The sequence below is a fragment of the Citrobacter sp. ANG330 genome (assembly GCF_047467925.1).
GTDB lineage: Bacteria > Pseudomonadota > Gammaproteobacteria > Enterobacterales > Enterobacteriaceae > Citrobacter_A > Citrobacter_A amalonaticus_G.
In genome coordinates this window covers 37485-56636 of sequence record NZ_JASJUI010000009.1, presented here as the reverse complement: position 1 = coordinate 56636, position 19152 = coordinate 37485, and the positions used below count along the sequence as shown (strand labels likewise).

The 19152-nt window shown below is 54.8% G+C and carries 17 protein-coding genes; 5 read left to right on the top strand and 12 right to left on the bottom strand.

Annotation, left to right across the window (positions count from 1 at the left end; genetic code table 11):
- Positions 1-88: 88 nt before the first annotated feature.
- From ubiA to malK, 5 genes are all read right to left on the bottom strand, one after another.
- A complete protein-coding gene (gene ubiA / locus QNN88_RS18040; RefSeq protein WP_414241423.1) occupies positions 89-961 on the bottom strand; it encodes a 4-hydroxybenzoate octaprenyltransferase in 873 nt (290 codons plus the stop codon).
- Between the two features lie 12 nt (positions 962-973).
- Positions 974-1471, bottom strand: coding sequence for a chorismate lyase (gene ubiC, locus QNN88_RS18035; protein WP_414241422.1), 498 nt, complete (start codon positions 1469-1471; stop codon positions 974-976).
- A gap of 180 nt (positions 1472-1651) precedes the next feature.
- Positions 1652-2596: a maltose operon protein MalM gene (gene malM, locus QNN88_RS18030; RefSeq protein WP_414241421.1), complete on the bottom strand. Its 945-nt coding sequence runs from the start codon at positions 2594-2596 to the stop codon at positions 1652-1654.
- A 192-nt stretch (positions 2597-2788) separates the two neighbouring features.
- Entirely contained in the window at positions 2789-4114 is a 1326-nt protein-coding gene (locus QNN88_RS18025) for a maltoporin (protein WP_414241420.1), read from the bottom strand.
- Between the two features lie 74 nt (positions 4115-4188).
- Positions 4189-5298: a maltose/maltodextrin ABC transporter ATP-binding protein MalK gene (gene malK, locus QNN88_RS18020; RefSeq protein ID WP_414241419.1), complete on the bottom strand. Its 1110-nt coding sequence runs from the start codon at positions 5296-5298 to the stop codon at positions 4189-4191.
- A gap of 369 nt (positions 5299-5667) precedes the next feature.
- On the opposite strand from malK, the gene malE reads away from it, so the two are divergent.
- From malE to malG, 3 genes are all read left to right on the top strand, one after another.
- The gene (gene malE / locus QNN88_RS18015) at positions 5668-6858 is read left to right on the top strand and encodes a maltose/maltodextrin ABC transporter substrate-binding protein MalE (protein WP_414241418.1); all 1191 of its coding nucleotides are present in this window, start codon (positions 5668-5670) and stop codon (positions 6856-6858) included.
- Between the two features lie 126 nt (positions 6859-6984).
- Positions 6985-8529 carry a maltose ABC transporter permease MalF gene (gene malF / locus QNN88_RS18010; RefSeq protein ID WP_414241417.1) on the top strand — a complete coding sequence of 515 codons (1545 nt, stop codon included), beginning with the start codon at positions 6985-6987 and terminating at the stop codon, positions 8527-8529.
- Positions 8530-8593: 64 nt separating this feature from the next.
- Positions 8594-9484: a maltose ABC transporter permease MalG gene (gene malG, locus QNN88_RS18005; protein ID WP_414241416.1), complete on the top strand. Its 891-nt coding sequence runs from the start codon at positions 8594-8596 to the stop codon at positions 9482-9484.
- A 183-nt stretch (positions 9485-9667) separates the two neighbouring features.
- Here malG and psiE read toward each other — a convergent pair whose 3' ends face one another.
- A complete protein-coding gene (gene psiE, locus QNN88_RS18000; RefSeq protein WP_042999025.1) occupies positions 9668-10078 on the bottom strand; it encodes a phosphate-starvation-inducible protein PsiE in 411 nt (136 codons plus the stop codon).
- A gap of 140 nt (positions 10079-10218) precedes the next feature.
- Between psiE and QNN88_RS17995 the strand changes: the two genes are divergently transcribed.
- Entirely contained in the window at positions 10219-10728 is a 510-nt protein-coding gene (locus QNN88_RS17995) for an N-acetyltransferase family protein (RefSeq protein WP_414241415.1), read from the top strand.
- A gap of 78 nt (positions 10729-10806) precedes the next feature.
- Here QNN88_RS17995 and QNN88_RS17990 read toward each other — a convergent pair whose 3' ends face one another.
- The 5 genes from QNN88_RS17990 to pgi form a co-directional block, all read right to left on the bottom strand.
- Positions 10807-12903 carry a YjbH domain-containing protein gene (locus tag QNN88_RS17990; protein WP_414241414.1) on the bottom strand — a complete coding sequence of 699 codons (2097 nt, stop codon included), beginning with the start codon at positions 12901-12903 and terminating at the stop codon, positions 10807-10809.
- Positions 12903-13640: a capsule biosynthesis GfcC D2 domain-containing protein gene (locus QNN88_RS17985; RefSeq protein ID WP_414241413.1), complete on the bottom strand. Its 738-nt coding sequence runs from the start codon at positions 13638-13640 to the stop codon at positions 12903-12905. Before QNN88_RS17985 ends, QNN88_RS17990 begins: the two co-directional genes overlap by 1 nt.
- Positions 13637-14275, bottom strand: a complete 639-nt coding sequence (locus QNN88_RS17980) for a YjbF family lipoprotein (protein WP_414241412.1) — start codon at positions 14273-14275, stop codon at positions 13637-13639. The genes QNN88_RS17985 and QNN88_RS17980 overlap by 4 nt, the downstream gene beginning before the upstream one ends.
- A 63-nt stretch (positions 14276-14338) precedes the next feature.
- On the bottom strand, positions 14339-14581 hold the full coding sequence (gene yjbE / locus QNN88_RS17975) for an exopolysaccharide production protein YjbE (protein ID WP_042321038.1): 243 nt from the start codon (positions 14579-14581) through the stop codon (positions 14339-14341).
- 430 nt (positions 14582-15011) lie between these two features.
- Positions 15012-16658: a glucose-6-phosphate isomerase gene (gene pgi / locus QNN88_RS17970; RefSeq protein ID WP_414241411.1), complete on the bottom strand. Its 1647-nt coding sequence runs from the start codon at positions 16656-16658 to the stop codon at positions 15012-15014.
- Between the two features lie 293 nt (positions 16659-16951).
- On the opposite strand from pgi, the gene lysC reads away from it, so the two are divergent.
- On the top strand, positions 16952-18301 hold the full coding sequence (lysC, locus tag QNN88_RS17965) for a lysine-sensitive aspartokinase 3 (RefSeq protein ID WP_042999018.1): 1350 nt from the start codon (positions 16952-16954) through the stop codon (positions 18299-18301).
- 61 nt (positions 18302-18362) lie between these two features.
- On the opposite strand, the gene QNN88_RS17960 is transcribed toward lysC, so the two are convergent.
- The gene (locus QNN88_RS17960; protein WP_414241410.1) at positions 18363-19148 is read right to left on the bottom strand and encodes a DNA polymerase beta superfamily protein; all 786 of its coding nucleotides are present in this window, start codon (positions 19146-19148) and stop codon (positions 18363-18365) included.
- Positions 19149-19152: the final 4 nt, after the last annotated feature.

The window sequence follows — 19152 nt, the reverse complement described above, 5'->3', positions numbered from 1 at the left end:
GGCTTTTTTATGTCAGATTGCCGGATGGCGGCGTTCCGCCTGATCCGGCCTACAGTTTGGTAAGCGCAGCGCCATCGGGCAAGATGCTTTATAAATGCCAGTAACTCATCGCCAGACCGATAAACAACACCAGCCCGACGTAGTTATTATTCATAAACGCTTTAAAGCAGGCTTCGCGCTCGCGGTTGGCAATCAGTTTCTGTTGATAAACAAACAGCGCGCCAGCGACCAGCACAGACCAGTAATAACCCAGCCCCAGACCATTCAGCCAGCCGATCAGCGCCATCAGCGCCATCACGCCCACCTGTAAAATACCGATGATCAGCTTGTCATGTTCGCCAAACAGAATGGCGGTCGATTTAATGCCGATTTTCAGATCGTCATCGCGGTCAACCATCGCGTATTGGGTATCGTAGGCCACCGCCCACAGAATGTTTGCCAGGAACATCAGCCAGCAGCTCAACGGCACCGACTCACTCACCGCCGCAAAGGCCATCGGGATTGACCAGCCAAACGCCGCCCCCAGCACCACCTGCGGCAGGTGGGTGTAACGCTTCATAAACGGATAGACCCACGCCAGAGCCAGTGCTGCAACCGACAGCAATATGGTCATGGTGTTGAGCGTTAATACCAGCAGAAAAGCGAGCAGTACCAGCACCACAAACAGTGTCCGGGCCTCTTTTTCCGTCACCGCGCCGCTGGGCAACGGGCGGTTCGCCGTGCGTTTAACATGCCCGTCGAATTTGCGATCGGCATAGTCATTGACCACGCACCCAGCGGCACGCATCAGCCAGACTCCAGCGACAAACACCGCCAGAATCCACAGTTGGGGGACGCCAGGGGTTGCCACCCATAACGCCCACAGCGTTGGCCAGAGCAACAACAAGGCGCCGATGGGCTTATCCGTACGCATCAAGCGGTGAAACGCCAGTAGCTTATTCTGCGTCAGACTCCACTCCATTTTATTTTCCTCTTAGTACAACGGCGATGCAGGTAAAAACAGTTCGGTCAGCATCAGCGGCTTACCGCTCAAACGTAGTCGGGAACGGCGTCCCCACAGTCCCGCATCACAACCAATCTCAATAAAATCTCGGGTCAACGTCGATGATGTAAACAGATAACGCCCCAGCGGGGTCTTGCCCAAATTTTGTAAGGCAAGTTCGGGGCCAGACAGCGTGGATTCAGGCACCACGGTTCGTCCGGCTAACCAGGGTTCACTATCGGCACAGAGCAAGATTTCGCGCAGCCAGTAGCGGGATTCTTTTGGCAGTCGCGTTAGCTCTTCCACCACGTCGTTTTGACCGACAAAACCTTCCCTGATCAGTGTCACAGTGACCCGTTTTCCCTGCTGCTCAAAACGTTTTGTCATGGAATCTTCCAGTAGCAGCCAGTCGAGCTGTTCTGGGTCCAGAGCGGGGATCTCTTCAAAATAGCGCAGCGCACGCAGTTGCGTTAACGCGGGGTGTGACATGCCTGACTCTCCGTTTCATAACTGAAAGGCATTGTATCGCAGAAAAGTGCTTACGGGAGATGGAAACATAATTAAGTGATCTGTTGCGCAACAGAAACGTAACAAATCGCAGGAAATGCTAAAAAAAAGGTGCGCCAGAAGACGCACCAGTTGTTGCAAATCAGCAATGTGGGGAGAAGATTACCCCTTGCCTTTTACACTGCTGATAAAGGTGGAACGGGCAGATGTCGATCCCAGACGTTCAGCTTCATCAAGCAGTTTCAGCGCTTTATCAACGTCGCCTTTGGCGACGGCGTCTTTAATCGCTTTGTTAAAGTAGCTTTCGGTGTCGTTCAACATCGGCTCGCTTTTCTTCGCGGGCGCAGGTGCCGCCACCGGCGCAGCAACCGGTGCCGCGTAGGTCGGTGCAGGTGCGGCAGTGTTACCCACCGTCACCGGACCCGGGCCGGAAGAACCAAACAGTGGCCCTACCAGCACGCTGGAACTGCTGTTGGTTTTCACTTTCAGCTTCAGCAGGCCGTCGGTGGTATGGCGGGCGATCGGGTCCGGGATATCCGGCACGGAGTTACCCACGCCTTTGGCATAGGCTTTCGCCGGATCGAGCAGTTTGGTGGTCTGCTGGAGATCTTTCTCGGTCGTAAAGACCAGAACATAGAGCTTCTGCTGCCCCAGCGCTGGCGTCAGGCGCATCACCCCTTCCAGACGATCCGCGCTCATTACGCCCGGCTCCTGGTAGGTGAAATAGCTGCTGGGGAAGAAGGCAGAAGGCGTCATGTTCTGATCGAGAATCAGGACGTTGGGCGCAAACACACTGGTTTGTTTGTTCACTTCACTGGAAAGCGTAATGTTCAATTCGCCGATATTCGCCGGTACGCTGTACGCGGCGACAGGCCCGGAAATGCCAGCCACGTCAAGACGCTGACCGCCGGTAGAAAGCTGTGTAGTTTGCGTGTTGGACTGGTCAACCGGCGTCCAGGTTAACTGCTGGAGGGCCGCCGTCGGAATCGTCGGTGCGGCGCTGGTATTCTGTGGAACGTAATTCACGTCAGCCAGGCTGATGCCCGGCGCACTGGCAAATAACCCTGCGGATAAACAAAGGGCGACGAGACTTTTCTTCATTTTCATTGTTATCACCTCAGAAAGCATGGGTTCAGCGGTGGCCAGGCAATAGCGCGCTAAACCAGATGATGCCGGATGGCGGCGGACACCTTATCCGGCCTACAAACGGGTGCAGTAGGCCCGATAAGCTTGCGCCATCGGACATTGCAGCAGTTTGGGAGGGGCTTACGCCCCTCGCAACGTCAGGTTAGTGCCGGATTACCACCAGATTTCCATCTGAGCACCGAAGGACCACTCATCGTTGTCGCCACGGCTGTAGGTGCGCGCGCTGGTATCGCTATAGGCGATGCCGTTGTCGTAACCCCATTTCTCATCCCACTTCGCGTAGGTGGCGAAAACACGAATAGCCGGGCGGGACCAGATGCTGTCGCCAGCCTGCCACTGTTGTGCCAGAGTGATTTTGTACTGGTTGTTGGTGTCGTCAGTACGCTGAGACTTCACGTTGTCGTAGCCGATTTCCATCAGGGTGCTCATGATCGGTGTCCATTTGAACATCGGACGCACACCGACGGTGTACCAGGTTGAACCGTTGTTATCGTCACGGTCGATATCCTGATACATACCGACGTACATCAGGTCCCAACGGTCGCCCAGAGAGATAGCACCGTGGTCGAGGATACGCACCAGACTACCGTTGTTGTTGATTTCGTTGTTAACGACGCCAATTTCCGTATCAGGGTTGTAGCTGTTGCCCGTGAAGGAGCCTTGTGGGATCCCTTTACCCTGAGTGGTCATCGCGTCAGTGGCGTACTGAACCACAAACTTGTTGTAGCCTTTCAGCATGCTCTGCGTGTGTTCAGCGGTGAACATCCAGCCGTCTTTAGTGGCGCCGTCGGCATAGCTGTAACCGTCAGTTTTGTTCGCACGACCATAGTCAACACCCAGCTCCAGCACGCCGTCCGGGTTGGTTTCCAGACCGGCTAAACGCACGTCGAAAACGTCGTTCGCCGTGTCTTTGTAACGGCTATAGATATCATTGCTGCTAAAGATGTACGAGCCGCCCGCTTCCTGAGAACGGGTGGCAGCCAGAGACAGCTTGCCGAATCCCAGGTCGATGTTTTCGATACCGGCACCAGGACCTGAAATATCCCAGTAGTAGAAGTCGATCATATGGACGTCATGACGCTGATAGAAGCGCTTACCTGCCCAGATGGTGGAGCCCGGCAGCCAGTCGATCAGGTTTTTACCCTGGACGTTCGCTTCACGGAATGCCGGGTCGGTGGCTTCCCAGTCATTCTGCTGGGCAACAGAGTAGGCAACGTTAGTGTCAAAATAGAAGCTCTTATCGCCCTCTTTCCAGACTTCCTGGCCCAGTTTAATTTCTGCGTAAGTTTCACATTCGTTACCCAGACGGTACTTACTTTGAGCACCGGTCGCCTGGAAACATTGTTGTTCGCCGCCACTACCCGTCCAGCCGATACCGGAACGAGCATAACCATGGAAATCTACGGCCATTGCCTGAACAGACATAATGCCTGCTGCGACGGCAACCGCCAGAGGGAGTTTGCGCAGAGTAATCATCATTCTATCTCCTGAGATCATTGCTTTTCTTTGAACGCTTCACCGTAGGGCTTTGCGCTTTTTTTTAATGGAACACCTTAAACGCCTGGCTCTTTATGCAACCGACGACATGCAGTGCCATCCTCACGAAACAGATGACAACGTTCTGGCGGCAGGCCAATAGCGAATGTGGCGCCCTCTTCTACCAACACCACGTCGTTCTGGCGGTACACCAGGTTTTGACGCAGGGCGGGGATCTGGATATGAATCTGTGTTTCGTGACCAAGCTGTTCGACGACCTGAACCTCGCCTTCCAGCGTGACATCGGCGATATCGCTGGGCAGCAGGTGTTCCGGACGGATACCCAGCGACATGTTTACGCCCACCTGCACATCGCGGCTGTCGACCGGCAACCAGACGTGCTGACGGTTCGGCAGTTCAACCTGTACCTGGTCAATGGCCGTCGCGGTGACTTTCACCGGCAGGAAGTTCATCTTCGGCGAACCGATAAAGCCCGCGACGAAGCGATCTGCCGGGTAGTGATACAGCTCCAGCGGCTTGCCAATCTGGGCGACGCGACCGGCGTCAAGCACCACGATTTTGTCAGCCAGCGTCATCGCTTCGACCTGATCGTGAGTGACATAGATCATCGTGCGACCCAGGCGTTTATGCAGACGGGAGATTTCGATACGCATCTGCACGCGCAGCGCGGCGTCAAGGTTGGAGAGGGGTTCATCGAGCAGGAACACACGCGGTTCCGCCACCAGCGTTCGGCCAATCGCCACGCGCTGACGCTGCCCCCCTGAAAGGGCTTTCGGTTTACGCTCCAGCAGATGCGCCAGTTGCAGCACTTCTGCAACCTGGTTAACACGCTGATTCATTACCTCTTTTTTCGCGCCCGCCAGTTTCAGGCCAAACGACATATTTTCGGCAACGGACAAATGGGGATAGAGCGCGTAGGACTGGAAGACCATCCCGACGCCACGTTCGGCAGGCGGGACATCGTTCATACGGGTTTCCCCAATATAGAGGTCTCCGCTGGTAATCGTTTCAAGTCCGGCAATCATACGGAGCAGGGTCGATTTGCCGCAGCCTGACGGTCCAACAAACACCACGAACTCCCCTTCGTGAATGTCGAGATTGATATCCTTCGATACCACCACATCACCCCAGGCTTTCGTTACATTTCGCAGCTGTACGCTCGCCATGCCTTCTCCCTTCGTTACAACCTGTCATTGACAGCAACATTCATGATGGCCCGACTATGCGGGATTCACTGCGTGCGTAAATCCTCCACCCCCCGGCTTTTTTATGGGGGAGGAGTCGGGAGGATGAGGGAAGGAAGACTGAGACCCTGGCCGGGGGACATCGCGTAATTTCGTGATATTCCCCGCAAAAATGAGTCTGTTTTTATGTGCGCCAGTACGCATTACTCACATTTCTGCAACACAGATCACATAAAGAGCGGGTGGGGCGTAGGGTTAAGGAGGATGGAAAGAGGATGTCAAATAAGGAGACTGAGTCACGTTGAACCACTGAAGTCTTACCACGAGCACATCACCAAAAGGATGGCAGATATGAAGATCAAGACTGGCGCACGCGTTTTCGCATTGTCCGCCCTCGCAGCAATGATGATTTCCGCACCGGCTCTGGCCAAAATTGAAGAAGGTAAACTGGTTATCTGGATTAACGGCGATAAAGGCTATAACGGCCTGGCCGAAGTGGGTAAAAAATTCGAGAAAGACACCGGGATTAAAGTGACCATCGAGCACCCGGACAAGTTGGAAGAAAAATTCCCGCAGGTCGCGGCAACCGGTGACGGTCCGGACATCATCTTCTGGGCGCACGATCGTTTTGGCGGTTACGCACAGTCTGGTCTGTTGGCTGAAATCACGCCGGATAAAGCGTTCCAGGACAAACTCTATCCGTTCACCTGGGATGCCGTGCGTTACAACGGCAAGCTGATCGCCTATCCGATCGCGGTTGAAGCGCTGTCGCTGATTTACAACAAAGACCTGGTGGCAAACCCACCGAAGACCTGGGAAGAAATTCCGGCGCTGGATAAAGAGCTGAAGGCGAAAGGTAAGAGCGCGCTGATGTTCAACCTGCAAGAACCGTACTTCACCTGGCCGCTGATTGCTGCCGACGGCGGTTACGCGTTCAAGTTTGAAAACGGCAAATACGATGTGAAAGATGTGGGCGTCGACAGCGCAGGCGCGAAAGCGGGTCTGGGTTTCCTGGTTGACCTCATCAAGAACAAACACATGAATGCCGACACCGATTACTCCATCGCCGAAGCGGCCTTTAACAAAGGCGACACCGCAATGACCATCAACGGTCCGTGGGCATGGTCGAACATCGATAAGAGCAAAGTGAATTACGGTGTGACGCTGCTGCCGACCTTCAAAGGCAAACCGTCCAAGCCGTTCGTCGGCGTGCTGAGTGCCGGTATTAACGCCGCCAGCCCGAACAAAGAACTGGCGAAAGAGTTCCTGGAAAACTACCTGCTGACCGATCAGGGTCTGGAAGAAGTGAACAAGGACAAACCGCTGGGCGCCGTAGCGCTGAAATCCTACCAGGATCAGTTAGCGAAAGACCCGCGCATCGCCGCCACTATGGATAACGCCCAGAAAGGCGAAATCATGCCGAACATCCCGCAGATGTCTGCGTTCTGGTACGCGGTTCGTACGGCTGTCATCAACGCCGCCAGTGGTCGTCAGACCGTTGACGCGGCTCTGAAAGATGCGCAGGGCCGTATCACCAAGTAACGCTGTCGATGTGCCGGATGGCGGCATAAATGCCTTATCCGGCCTACAGACGTTTGTAGGCCTGATAAGCACAGCGCCATCAGGCACATTTACGACAAGATTTCATCGTTGTAGAGGAAGATCCCCATGGATGTCATTAAAAAGAAACATTGGTGGCAAAGCGACACGCTGAAGTGGTCAGCGATGGGTCTGCTGGGCCTGCTGGTGGGTTACCTTGTAGTTTTAATGTACGCACAAGGGGAATATCTGTTCGCCATCATGACGCTGATTTTAAGCTCTGCTGGCCTGTACATTTTTGCCAACCGTAAGACCTACGCCTGGCGCTACGTTTACCCTGGCATGGCCGGTATGGGGCTGTTCGTCCTGTTTCCGCTGATTTGTACCATCGCCATCGCCTTTACCAACTACAGCAGCACCAACCAGCTCACCTTTGAGCGCGCGCAACAGGTGCTGATGGACCGTTCTTACCAGGCGGGTAAGACCTTTAACTTCGGCCTGTATCCGGCCGGCGAAGAGTGGCAACTGGCCCTCACCGACGGTGAAACCGGAAAGAATTACCTCTCCGACGCCTTTAAATTTGGCGGTGAGCAAAAGCTGGCGCTGAAAGAGACGGACGCCCTGCCGACCGCTGAACGCGCAACGCTGCGCATCATCACCCAGAATCGTCAGGCACTGAATCAGATTACCGCCGTGATGCCCGATGACAGCAAAGTGATCATGAGCTCGCTGCGCCAGTTCTCCGGTACGCAGCCGCTGTACACCCTTGCCGATGACGGCACGTTGACCAACAATCAGAGCGGTATGAAGTATCGCGCCAATAACGACATTGGTTACTACCAGTCCATCAATGCGGACGGCAACTGGGGTGATGAGAAGCTGAGTCCGGGCTATACCGTGACCATCGGCTGGGATAACTTTACCCGCGTCTTTACGGACGAAGGGATCCAGAAGCCGTTCTTCGCCATCTTCGTGTGGACGGTGGTTTTCTCAGTGCTGACCGTCATTCTGACCGTCGCCGTGGGTATGGTGCTGGCGTGTCTCGTGCAGTGGGAGTCGCTGAAAGGGAAAGCGATTTACCGCGTCCTGCTGATTCTGCCCTACGCCGTGCCGTCGTTTATCTCGATTCTGATCTTCAAAGGTCTGTTCAACCAGAGCTTTGGTGAAATCAACATGATGCTGAGCGCACTGTTTGGCATTAAACCGGCGTGGTTCAGCGACCCGACCACCGCCCGTTCGATGATCATTATCGTCAATACCTGGCTGGGTTATCCGTACATGATGATCCTGTGCATGGGCCTATTGAAAGCGATTCCGGACGATCTGTACGAAGCCTCAGCAATGGATGGCGCTGGCCCATTCCAGAATTTCTTTAAGATTACGCTCCCGCTGCTGATCAAGCCGCTGACGCCGCTGATGATCGCCAGCTTCGCCTTTAACTTTAACAACTTCGTGCTGATTCAACTGTTGACCAACGGAGGCCCGGATCGTCTCGGAACGACCACGCCAGCCGGGTATACCGACCTGCTGGTGAGCTACACCTATCGCATCGCCTTTGAAGGCGGCGGCGGTCAGGACTTTGGCCTGGCGGCAGCTATCGCCACGCTGATCTTCCTGCTGGTCGGCGCCCTGGCGATTGTGAATCTGAAAGCCACACGCATGAAGTTTGATTAATCAGAATCACCAGGCGTCATTGGCGCAGCCAGTCTGGAGCGGTATTAAGGAGTAAAGAAATATTATGGCTATGGTCCAACCCAAATCTCAAAAGTTGCGTCTCTTCATCACGCATCTCGGGCTGCTGATTTTCATCGCGGCGATCATGTTCCCGCTGCTGATGGTTATCGCCATCTCGTTGCGTGAAGGTAACTTTGCCACCGGGAGCCTGATCCCGGAAAAAATCTCCTGGGAGCACTGGCGGCTGGCGCTGGGCTTTAGCGTTGAACACGCTGATGGCCGCGTCACGCCGCCCCCCTTCCCGGTGCTGTTATGGCTGTGGAACTCGGTGAAAATCGCCGGGATCACCGCAATCGGCATCGTGGCGCTGTCAACGACCTGTGCCTACGCCTTTGCCCGTATGCGTTTCCCCGGTAAAGCCACGCTGCTCAAAGGTATGCTGATTTTCCAGATGTTCCCGGCAGTGCTGTCGCTGGTGGCGTTATATGCCTTGTTTGATCGCCTCGGTCAGTATATTCCGTTTATCGGTCTGAACACCCACGGCGGGGTGATCTTCGCCTATCTTGGCGGTATCGCACTGCATGTGTGGACCATCAAAGGCTATTTCGAAACCATCGACGGCTCGCTGGAAGAAGCGGCCGCACTGGATGGCGCAACCCCGTGGCAGGCGTTCCGCCTGGTGCTGCTGCCGCTGTCGGTGCCGATTCTGGCGGTGGTCTTTATTCTGTCGTTCATTGCCGCCATCACCGAAGTACCGGTTGCCTCACTGTTGCTGCGTGATGTGAACAGCTACACCCTGGCGGTCGGGATGCAGCAGTACCTCAACCCGCAAAACTATCTGTGGGGCGATTTTGCCGCTGCGGCGGTGCTGTCTGCGATTCCAATCACTCTGGTCTTCCTGCTGGCGCAGCGCTGGCTGGTCAACGGCCTGACGGCGGGCGGCGTCAAAGGTTAAGTTTCATCGTAGTAATGCCACTGCACCCTCAACTTGTTTTATCCAACTTGTGACTGTAATTCGGCGCTCCACGGAGCGCCCTTTTTTTTGTCTGCCGGATGGCGGCAACTCGCTTTTTATTCGCTCTACCGTCCATCGTAGGCCTGATAAGCGCAGCGCCATCAGGCAACCTGGACACACGGCCTACTCGCGCTTCAGGCGTTTCGAATTACACATCCAGAGGGTGATCACCAGCAGCAGGATCGCTGCCGAGTAGATCAACACGTCCATTGGCGACTTGTGATCGACAATGATCAGCCGGACAATCGCGGTGATCCCGATATAGATGAAATAGCGCAGCGGAAAGTGAAAACCCGACTGAAAGTACTTCACAATCAGCGCGATAAATTCGAAATAAAGAAAGTAGACAACCAGCCCTTCCACCAGCTCATACTTGCTGGCTTGCTCAGGCGCGAAGAGGACATCTGCCAGATGCAGCGTCTCTTTGCCGAGGAATACGACCAGGATCAGGCCCAGACTCAACAGCCCGAGGTTCAACACGGTCTGTAGGATCGTAGAGATAAACTCCACGCGCGGACGAGAGAGTGACGTCATAACAGCACCTCTTTCTCAGTGGTGAGGTTCCTGTATAACGCAAAAATGTGACGGAGATCTATATTTTTTGTTTATGTTTTGTGCAACCAGAAAAGGGTGTGACAATCCTTTCAACCCTAACATTCTGAAAGGAAGGCGAAATGCTTCGGTTTCAAATGGCAGTACGCGACGATGCCAGCCTGTTGAGCACAATGGGATATACCAGCTATCGTCATCATTTTGCCCATCTGTGGAAAAATGATGACGAACTGGCAGCGTATCTTGAGCAGGAATATTCGCTGCCCGCCATCGCCAGAAGTCTCGCAGAAGCGGGGACCTTCTGGTTGATCGCATTTACTGACGTCCCGATTGGTTTTGCGAAGTATTCGTTACATCAGGCCATTGAGCCGCAAGGCCCGCCGGGGACATTGCTGCATAAGATCTACCTTATGCCGGGCGCAACCGGCAAACAGTACGGTGAACAGCTTTTTGCCGAAGTGGTCCGCCAGGCCAAAGCGCAAGGGGAAACGCGGATCTGGCTGGAGGTACTGGCGGATAACCCCCGGGCACGTCAGTTCTATGAACAGCAGGGAATGACCTTTGTGAAAGACACTTTTTTTACTACCACGTCGCAGACCGCTACGCTTCACGTCATGGAAAAACGGCTCTAATAGCCCCCGGATGGCAACGATACTGGCATCTATGCAGGTAACCCAGCCAGTCTCCCGGCTGGATAAAGCCCTGTGACCTCAGCGGAAATTCACACTTTTATCGCTGGTCATATCATAGAGCTGGAATTTACGTCCGAGCTGCTGACCGCCATCACGCGTCAACGGCGTCCAGCCAATGGCCGCACGACTGCGGGTCGGGCCGGACGAGAAGAGATCCAGCGGAATCGACACGTAGACGCCTTTGGTGAAATCCCCTTCGCCATACTCATCCGGCGAGACGTTGGTAAGCGTGGCGTAACCACCCACCACCACGCCGCTGTCAAAGCGTTTAGAGATATCCAGCGTGCCGCCCTTATCGCCCGCCAGATACTGCCCGACGCTTGCTTTCACCAGCACGTCCTGGGCAAATGACGGCGTCCAGTAGGCCGTCAGATGGCCGGTCTTGACGCTGTAATCGGTGAATTTCATCATGTCCTGCGCGCTGCGCCAGTCACGCTGCTTCACGTAGTTGGCATCTAAACCAAACGCCCAGTTACTGTCGACCGGACGGTACAACACTTCTGCCCCCGCCCCGCCATACATGGTTTCAAGATAACCACCGTAGGCCTGACCATAGAAACCGTTACCAAAGTACTGGAAGTAGTTAGCCTGCAGATTGTTCACATAAACGTCGTTCTGCACATATTCACGCACGCGGGTACGCACACGCGGCAGTTTCGAATCGTTCGGCGGATTGGTGTAGTTGAATTTATCGTAGTTATTGGCGAGATTGCCAAACAGGCTTCCGGTGGTCAGCAGGTGATCGGTCACCCACAGATCCGCCGTCGCCATAACGCCCAACTGGTACATATAGAAGTTTTCAGGCCCACCCACGGACTGGTTCAGCACCGGATCGAGGTGGAAATCGAAGCGCGACTTGTCGATATACCAGCCCTGCTCGGTGCTTTCCGGCACAATCGGTTCAAGGCGTTGTTGCGCCAGCGGCGTTTCATGTCCCAGAGGTTCGCCTTCCAGATGGCGTTTCAGGCTGCTGACGTCCGTTTCGGTGGTGACCTGTGGCAGGTTAAGACGATTTTCCGTCACGCGGATCGTACGGATCCCCTCTGGCAGATCGTTCATCACGATCCGATTCGCCCGTTCGATCCCTTCGCGCGAGTCGCGGTATTTCACTTGCTCACCGGTCACGTACAGCGTGTCGCCTTTCACCTGAATCTGCGGATCTGCCAGCCCGGCGTTGTATTTCAGCAGCGTCAACTGGTTCGCCACCACCGAGTGTTGCAGGATCGCGTCCTGTGGTTGCGGCTGATATTTTGGTCGCGCGTTATCGTTATACGATGGTCGCAAGTCGTTGAAATTGGTCCGTAACGTCACCCCAAACATAAAAGTATTGCCGCGTTCGTAGCTGAGGTTAACGTCGGCCCAATCGGTGACGCGGTAAATGGCGCCGACGTTAAACTTGCTTTTTTGTTCCAGCTTGCCCGCAAAATCCTGCTGATAATTGTTGCCTTCATATTCCAGCTTCAGCCGCAGAGGTTGCCAGGGCGTCTGGTACTCAACACCGCCAAACAGCGACGCCGGACCATGGAACATCTGGCTGCCATCAATAGAACCGGCCTGTTTATAGCTGTTATCGCGATAGCAATATTTATCGCTATAAGAACAAAGCGGATTGCTGACGTTGCCGCTGGTGCCCAGATAGCCCCAGCCGAGGCCGAGCGAGAAATCAAACGGTCCCCAGGCTTTGTTTGCCACGAGGTATTCCGCATCGAACAGGCCGGTCCCGCCGATATCTCGTGCGCCAACCGACACCTGCGGCATCCAATAGCTCTCTTCCCATAGCCGCAGCTTCAGATCGAACGCCTTATCTTTGTAGGTTTGATCGCCGGAAAACGACTCGACGCTGCTGTAGGGTTTGGTTCGTACATCGGTGTAGCGCAGCGTGGTTTCCAGCCAGGGGAAAAGCTGCACGGACGCGGAGTAATAACGGTACTGATCGTTATCACGATAGTTGAGGCTCAACTCCCCTTCACGCGCCATGCGCGCGGTTGGGGTCTGTAATAATCCCACGCCGCCAAAATCCGACTGAGAGGGGCCAATCGGCGCCGGATACGTTTCGCCGTAGCAGGCTGCGCTGATGCCCAGCGCCAGCAAGCTGAGCAGATGTGTTTTTTTCATTATTCGGGTATCCGCTGCATCAGGGTGTGAAGAATATCGGCATTCAGCGCCTCCGGCTCGCTGCTCCAGAAGGACTCATCCAGTCCGACAAAAATGAGGCTGCCAGGCATGGGTTCAACGTGTCGCTGATTCCAGTAAGCGACCGGCACTTTTTGCGTTCGTCCATCGGGATAAACCACCCACGCATAGCTGCGATCCGCACCGCTGAGCCGGTTTTGCCCTTCGAGATAGCTCGCCACGTCACGCCCTGGCATAAATGGCTGCTTACCGGGGCGGCTAATCAGGCCGAACAGCATCACCTCTGTCGGCTGCCCGCCGACCCATAGCGTGTAGTTGCCCTGAAGAGGCGGATTGCCGCGCTCGCTGACCCGCACGATGTCCGGATCGAGATTCACCAGCTGCCTGCCGGTCACTTTAAGCGCCTGTATTTGCTGACGTAGCGCGTTAAGTGCAGCGGCGTTATCACTACTGGCATCGGCGCTCAATGCCGCCAGACGTCCGGTGAGTGCCTGTTTCTGCGCCAGTGCCTCTGCTGTCGCCTTCTCCTCGCTGATCACCGCACCGGGCCACCAGCTGTTCGCCAGTCTGGGCTGCCCCACCAGATCGATAAGATGCTCAGCGCCGGTAAGCGTTTTCGGCTCTGTGCTACCGGCACTAATGACCTTAACGGTCCCCGCAGCAAAAACAGATGACGCGCTCAGGCTGAAAATCAGCGCTGCAATAGTCTGTTTCATCATGATTTTGCCGCCTTAATCAGCGTGGTTTTCACCGGGAAGAAGTTCGCCCCCAGATATTGTTCTGACTGGCGAATCTGCCCTTCGTTATCGATCCAGTAACGGTTATGCCAGCGGGTTTGAGCGGTGGTGACGGTTTCGTCCAGCACGCGCACCGGCGTCTCTTCGCTGCCGACGGTTACCGTATCATTGCCCACCCAGGTAAAGACGGAGCGCGCGGTGGCATAGCGCACCTGCTTGTATTCCGTCCAGCCCATCGTGCGGGTCCAGGTGGCCCCGTCGACGATCTGATTCGGTTTGTTGAGCGGATCTTCTGCGAGGTTATTCACATCGATCAGATTGTCCCCACCCAGCAGCGTTTTCACCAGTCGACCATGCTGAGTGACAAGGGTGGCCTGATCCTGCGTCACCCATTTCTGCTGTCCGTTCTCTGCGAAGGCAAGCACCACAAACAGCTGTGGCCCGCCGTTGAGCTGCATGTACTGGCTGGCGTAGGGCATGTTTTGAATGTCATCGTCCGTCAGCTGTACGCCTGGCGTGCCAAACAGACTGTCCCACAATGTGTTGCCCAGCTGTTTTGTAGTGGCTGAGCAGGCCTGTAACAGCAGGCAAAGTAGTATGAGTGCAGGTCGCTTCACGACTCTTCTCCAGAGGGGCAAAATAACCACACCGAAGTGTGGTTAGAGTTAAACGTACCGGTGTTACTGGGTACTGGTGGTCGTGGTGGTAGTGGTCCCGGTATTGGAACCGTCACCGCCGCCGGTTGCCGCCAGAGCGACACCCACCGCCGAGCTTACGGTGCTCACGCTGGAGGCGGAGGAGCTACCCGCCGACACCGACGTTGCCGCCGATCCTGCTGCTTCACCCACCTGAACGGGGGCTGCATAGACAGAACTCGCCGCAAGCGCAGATATGGCAAAAATGCCATACAGAACTTTTTTCATAACAATTTCCCTTCATTGAATGAATGGAGATTTACCCAAAGCATTTCGGGCGAGATCGAGTATACACAACTAAAGCATGCGAATTACGGCAGGGGGAAATAGCGGAATGGTTTTAGGATAATTGGACTTTTGTTGAATTATTCATTTTAATGAAAATAACAATAAACCTTAAAAACAACAAGTTATCATTAAAATATGTTATCTGAACGATCCGTATTATCCTAAAATAACACGGAGTTATTTTCCGGTTATTTATTATTTTAGGATTATGCTCAATATAGAACTGTAGAGAACAACACGAACAACCGGAATTATCTTATAAAAAAGCCGATAATAATATCGGCTGATTTTATTATTAATTTGCCGGATGGCTGCCGGATGGCGCTGCGCTTATCCGGCCTACAGACGAGGTAGACCGGATAGCGGCAGATTAACGCCAGGCTTTATAACGGTTAATCAACCCGTTAGTCGAGCTGTCGTGGCTTTCGATCGCGTTATCATCTTTCAACTCCGGCAGAATACGGTTTGCCAGCTGTTTACCCAGCTCAACGCCCCACTGGTCGAAGGTAAAGATGTTCAGGATGATGCCCTGCGTAAAGATTTTGTGCTCATACAGCGCGATCAGCGCACCCAGGCTGAACGGGGTGATTTCACGCAGCAGGATGGAGTTAGTCGGGCGGTTGCCCTCAAACACTTTGAACGGCACCACGTGTTCCAGCGTCGCCGGATCTTTACCCTGGTCACGATATTCCTGTTCCACCACTTCGCGGGATTTCCCGAACGCCAGCGCTTCGGTCTGGGCGAAGAAGTTAGACAGCAGCTTCGGATGGTGATCGGACAGCGGGTTATGGGTAATCGCCGGGGCGATGAAGTCACAAGGCACCATTTTGGTTCCCTGATGGATCAACTGGTAGAACGCGTGCTGACCGTTGGTTCCCGGTTCCCCCCAGATGATCGGGCCCGTCTGGTAATCCACCGGGTTGCCGTTACGGTCAACGTATTTCCCGTTGGATTCCATGTTGCCCTGCTGGAAGTAGGCCGCGAAGCGGTGCATATACTGGTCGTACGGCAGGATGGCTTCGGTTTCGGCACCGAAGAAATTGTTGTACCAGATACCGATCAGCGCGAGCAGCACCGGCAGGTTGCTTTCCAGAGGCGTGGTCGAGAAGTGCTTATCCATCGCGTGCGCGCCGGACAGCAGTTGCACAAAGTTGTCATAACCGACAGACAGGATGATCGACAGGCCAATCGCAGACCACAGTGAATAACGTCCGCCCACCCAGTCCCAGAACTCGAACATGTTGGCGGTATCAATGCCGAATTCACCAACCGCTTTCGCATTGGTCGACAGTGCAGCGAAGTGTTTGGCAACGTGTTTTTCATCACCGGCGGATTTCAGGAACCAGTCACGCGCGCTGTGGGCGTTGGTCATGGTTTCCTGCGTGGTGAAGGTCTTGGATGCGACCAGGAATAGAGTGGTTTCCGGATTCACTTTCTTCAGCACTTCGGCGATATGGGTACCGTCGACGTTAGACACAAAGTGCATATTCAGGTGATTTTTGTACGGACGCAGCGCTTCGGTCACCATGAACGGGCCGAGGTCGGAGCCGCCGATACCGATGTTGACTACGTCAGTGATCGCTTTACCGGTATAACCTTTCCAGTTACCGGAGATGATCGCTTCAGAGAACGATTTCATCTTCTCCAGCACCGCGTTGACTTCCGGCATCACATCTTTGCCGTCAACCATAATCGGGGTATTGCTACGGTTACGCAGCGCCACATGCAGCACTGCACGGTCTTCCGTACGGTTGATTTTCTCGCCGGAGAACATGGATTTGATGGCACCCGCCAGATCGGTCTCTTTCGCCAGATCCTGCAGTTTCGCCAGCGTCTCTTCGGTGATGCGGTTTTTGGAGTAATCCACCAGCATCAGATCGTCAAACGTTGCAGAGAACTTGCTGAAACGATCGTTATCCTTCGCGAACAGATCCGCGATGGTAACGTCTTTCATGTCGTCAAAGTGTTTTTGTAGTGCCTGCCAGGCAGAAGTCTGCGTTGGATTGATGTTTTTCATTAGCAATACTCTTCTGATTTGAGAATTGTGACTGAGATCGATTGTAACGCCAGTCACAGAAAAGTGTGATTGTTTTAGTGCCGTTGCCCTGGCTTCGGTCAAATACAGTGAAAAAACAGCGTTGTTATAAGTACGGTTACTCAGCCACTTGCCAGCATGAAAAATCCGCATAATCCCGGCGTTGACAGTGTCCTCTGCACATTTTATTTATAAATACGGTATTTGCGCCTGCACCGGTTTCTGTTCTGCCTTTGTGCCCAGGTCGCTTTCTCACTCCCTGACACGAGGTTGTTATGACAGAAATCGTTGTTTCCAAATTTGGCGGTACCAGCGTCGCTGATTTTGATGCCATGAACCGCAGCGCCGACGTGGTGCTTTCCGATGCAAACGTGCGCGTAGTGGTGCTCTCCGCTTCCGCTGGCATCACCAATCTGCTGGTTGCACTGGCAGAAGGACTGGAACCACAGGCCCGCTTTGAGAAACTCGACGCCATCCGCAAAATTCAGTTCGATATCCTGGAGCGTCTGCGTTATCCCAACGTTATTCGTGAAGAGATTGAACGCCTGCTGGAAAATATCACCACGCTGGCGGAAGCGGCCTCATTAGCCACCTCCCCGGCGCTGACGGATGAACTGGTCAGCCACGGCGAACTGATGTCCACCCTGCTGTTTGTTGAGATCCTGCGTGAGCGTAACGTTCAGGCGCAGTGGTTCGATGTGCGTAAAGTGATGCGAACCAACGATCGCTTTGGTCGTGCCGAACCTGACGTGGCAGCGCTGGCGGAGCTGGCAACATTGCAACTGACCCCGCGTCTGAGCGAAGGGCTGGTGATCACGCAAGGGTTCATCGGCAGCGAAGGCAAAGGGCGCACCACCACACTCGGACGCGGCGGCAGCGACTACACGGCCGCCCTGTTGGCCGAAGCGCTGCATGCCGCACGTGTCGATATCTGGACGGACGTGCCGGGTATCTACACCACCGATCCTCGCGTGGTGCCTGCGGCGCAACGCATTGATGAAATCGCCTTTGAAGAGGCGGCGGAAATGGCCACCTTCGGCGCAAAAGTGCTGCATCCGGCCACCCTGCTGCCTGCGGTGCGCAGCGATATCCCGGTCTTCGTTGGCTCCAGTAAAGATCCGAAAGCGGGCGGCACGCTGGTTTGTAACAAAACGCAGAATCCACCGCTGTTCCGTGCGCTGGCGCTGCGTCGTAAGCAGACGCTGCTGACCCTGCATAGCCTGAATATGCTGCACTCGCGCGGTTTCCTGGCCGAAGTGTTCGGCATTCTGGCGCGCCATAATATCTCCGTGGATTTGATCACCACCTCTGAAGTGAGCGTGGCGCTGACGCTGGACACCACCGGTTCCACCTCCACCGGCGATACGCTGCTGACGCAGTCGCTATTGATGGAACTGTCGGCCTTGTGTCGGGTGGAAGTAGAAGAGGGTCTCGCGCTGGTCGCGCTGATTGGTAACGATCTGTCGAAAGCCTGCGGCGTTGGTAAAGAGGTCTTCGGCGTGCTGGAACCGTTCAATATTCGCATGATTTGTTATGGCGCCTCCAGCCATAACCTCTGTTTCCTGGTGCCTGGCACCGAGGCAGAACAGGTGGTACAGAAGCTGCACCATAACTTGTTTGAGTGACACAGGCCTGAATGCCAGCCGTTGTAGGCCCGATAAGCGCAAGCGTCATCGGGCAACACGGTCATGACATCACCGTCTCGTAAAGCAGTCGATCCAGTGCCTTCACATCGCCTTCGCGGCTATCCGGCAACGTTTGCGGGATTTCGCCTCGCGCCAGTTCGGCGTGGATAAACGCATGCAGCAGCGGACGACGCGGACCATACTCCGCCTCTCCCGCCCGCTGTTTGCGCGCCAGCAGTTCATCTATTTCCTGACGTAACGGCGCATCCAGATCGCTTCCCGCCAGCAGTTCGGCAAAACGCATGGGCGGAACGCCTTTTCCTGCTTCAACCCAACGCACCGCCAACAGCGGACGCAGGACGTAGAAGTACTTTTTCAGACGCACCGCTTCTCCCTGCAAATAACCGCGAAAGTTTTTTCGCGCCATTGAGTAGTAGTGCCAGCGCGCACGAAGCGGAGAAAACCACTGCGGTATCATCGCCTTAAGCGCCCTGACCGTAGCATCATCCTGCTGATAAACCACCGGGGAATCCAGCCACTCGATTAGCGTTGGGTTAGCACCCTTGAGCAGACCCAGCGCTTTACGCCACTCCCAGCCGCACACATCCAGCTCATCGTCGATGGGCAGCTCGATCACGTCACGCGGCGCATCAACCCGCAGATACCACTCCGGCGGATGAACATACAAAAACCGCACATCGTAATCGCTATCCGGCGAGGCAAATCCCCAGCCGCGACTCCCCGACTCGCAGGCATACAGTACCCTGACGCCGTAGCGGGTTTCTATCTCTTTGAGCTGCCGCGTGACCCGTTCGCGCATCGCGGCACTCACTGCATTTTTCGTCATCTTC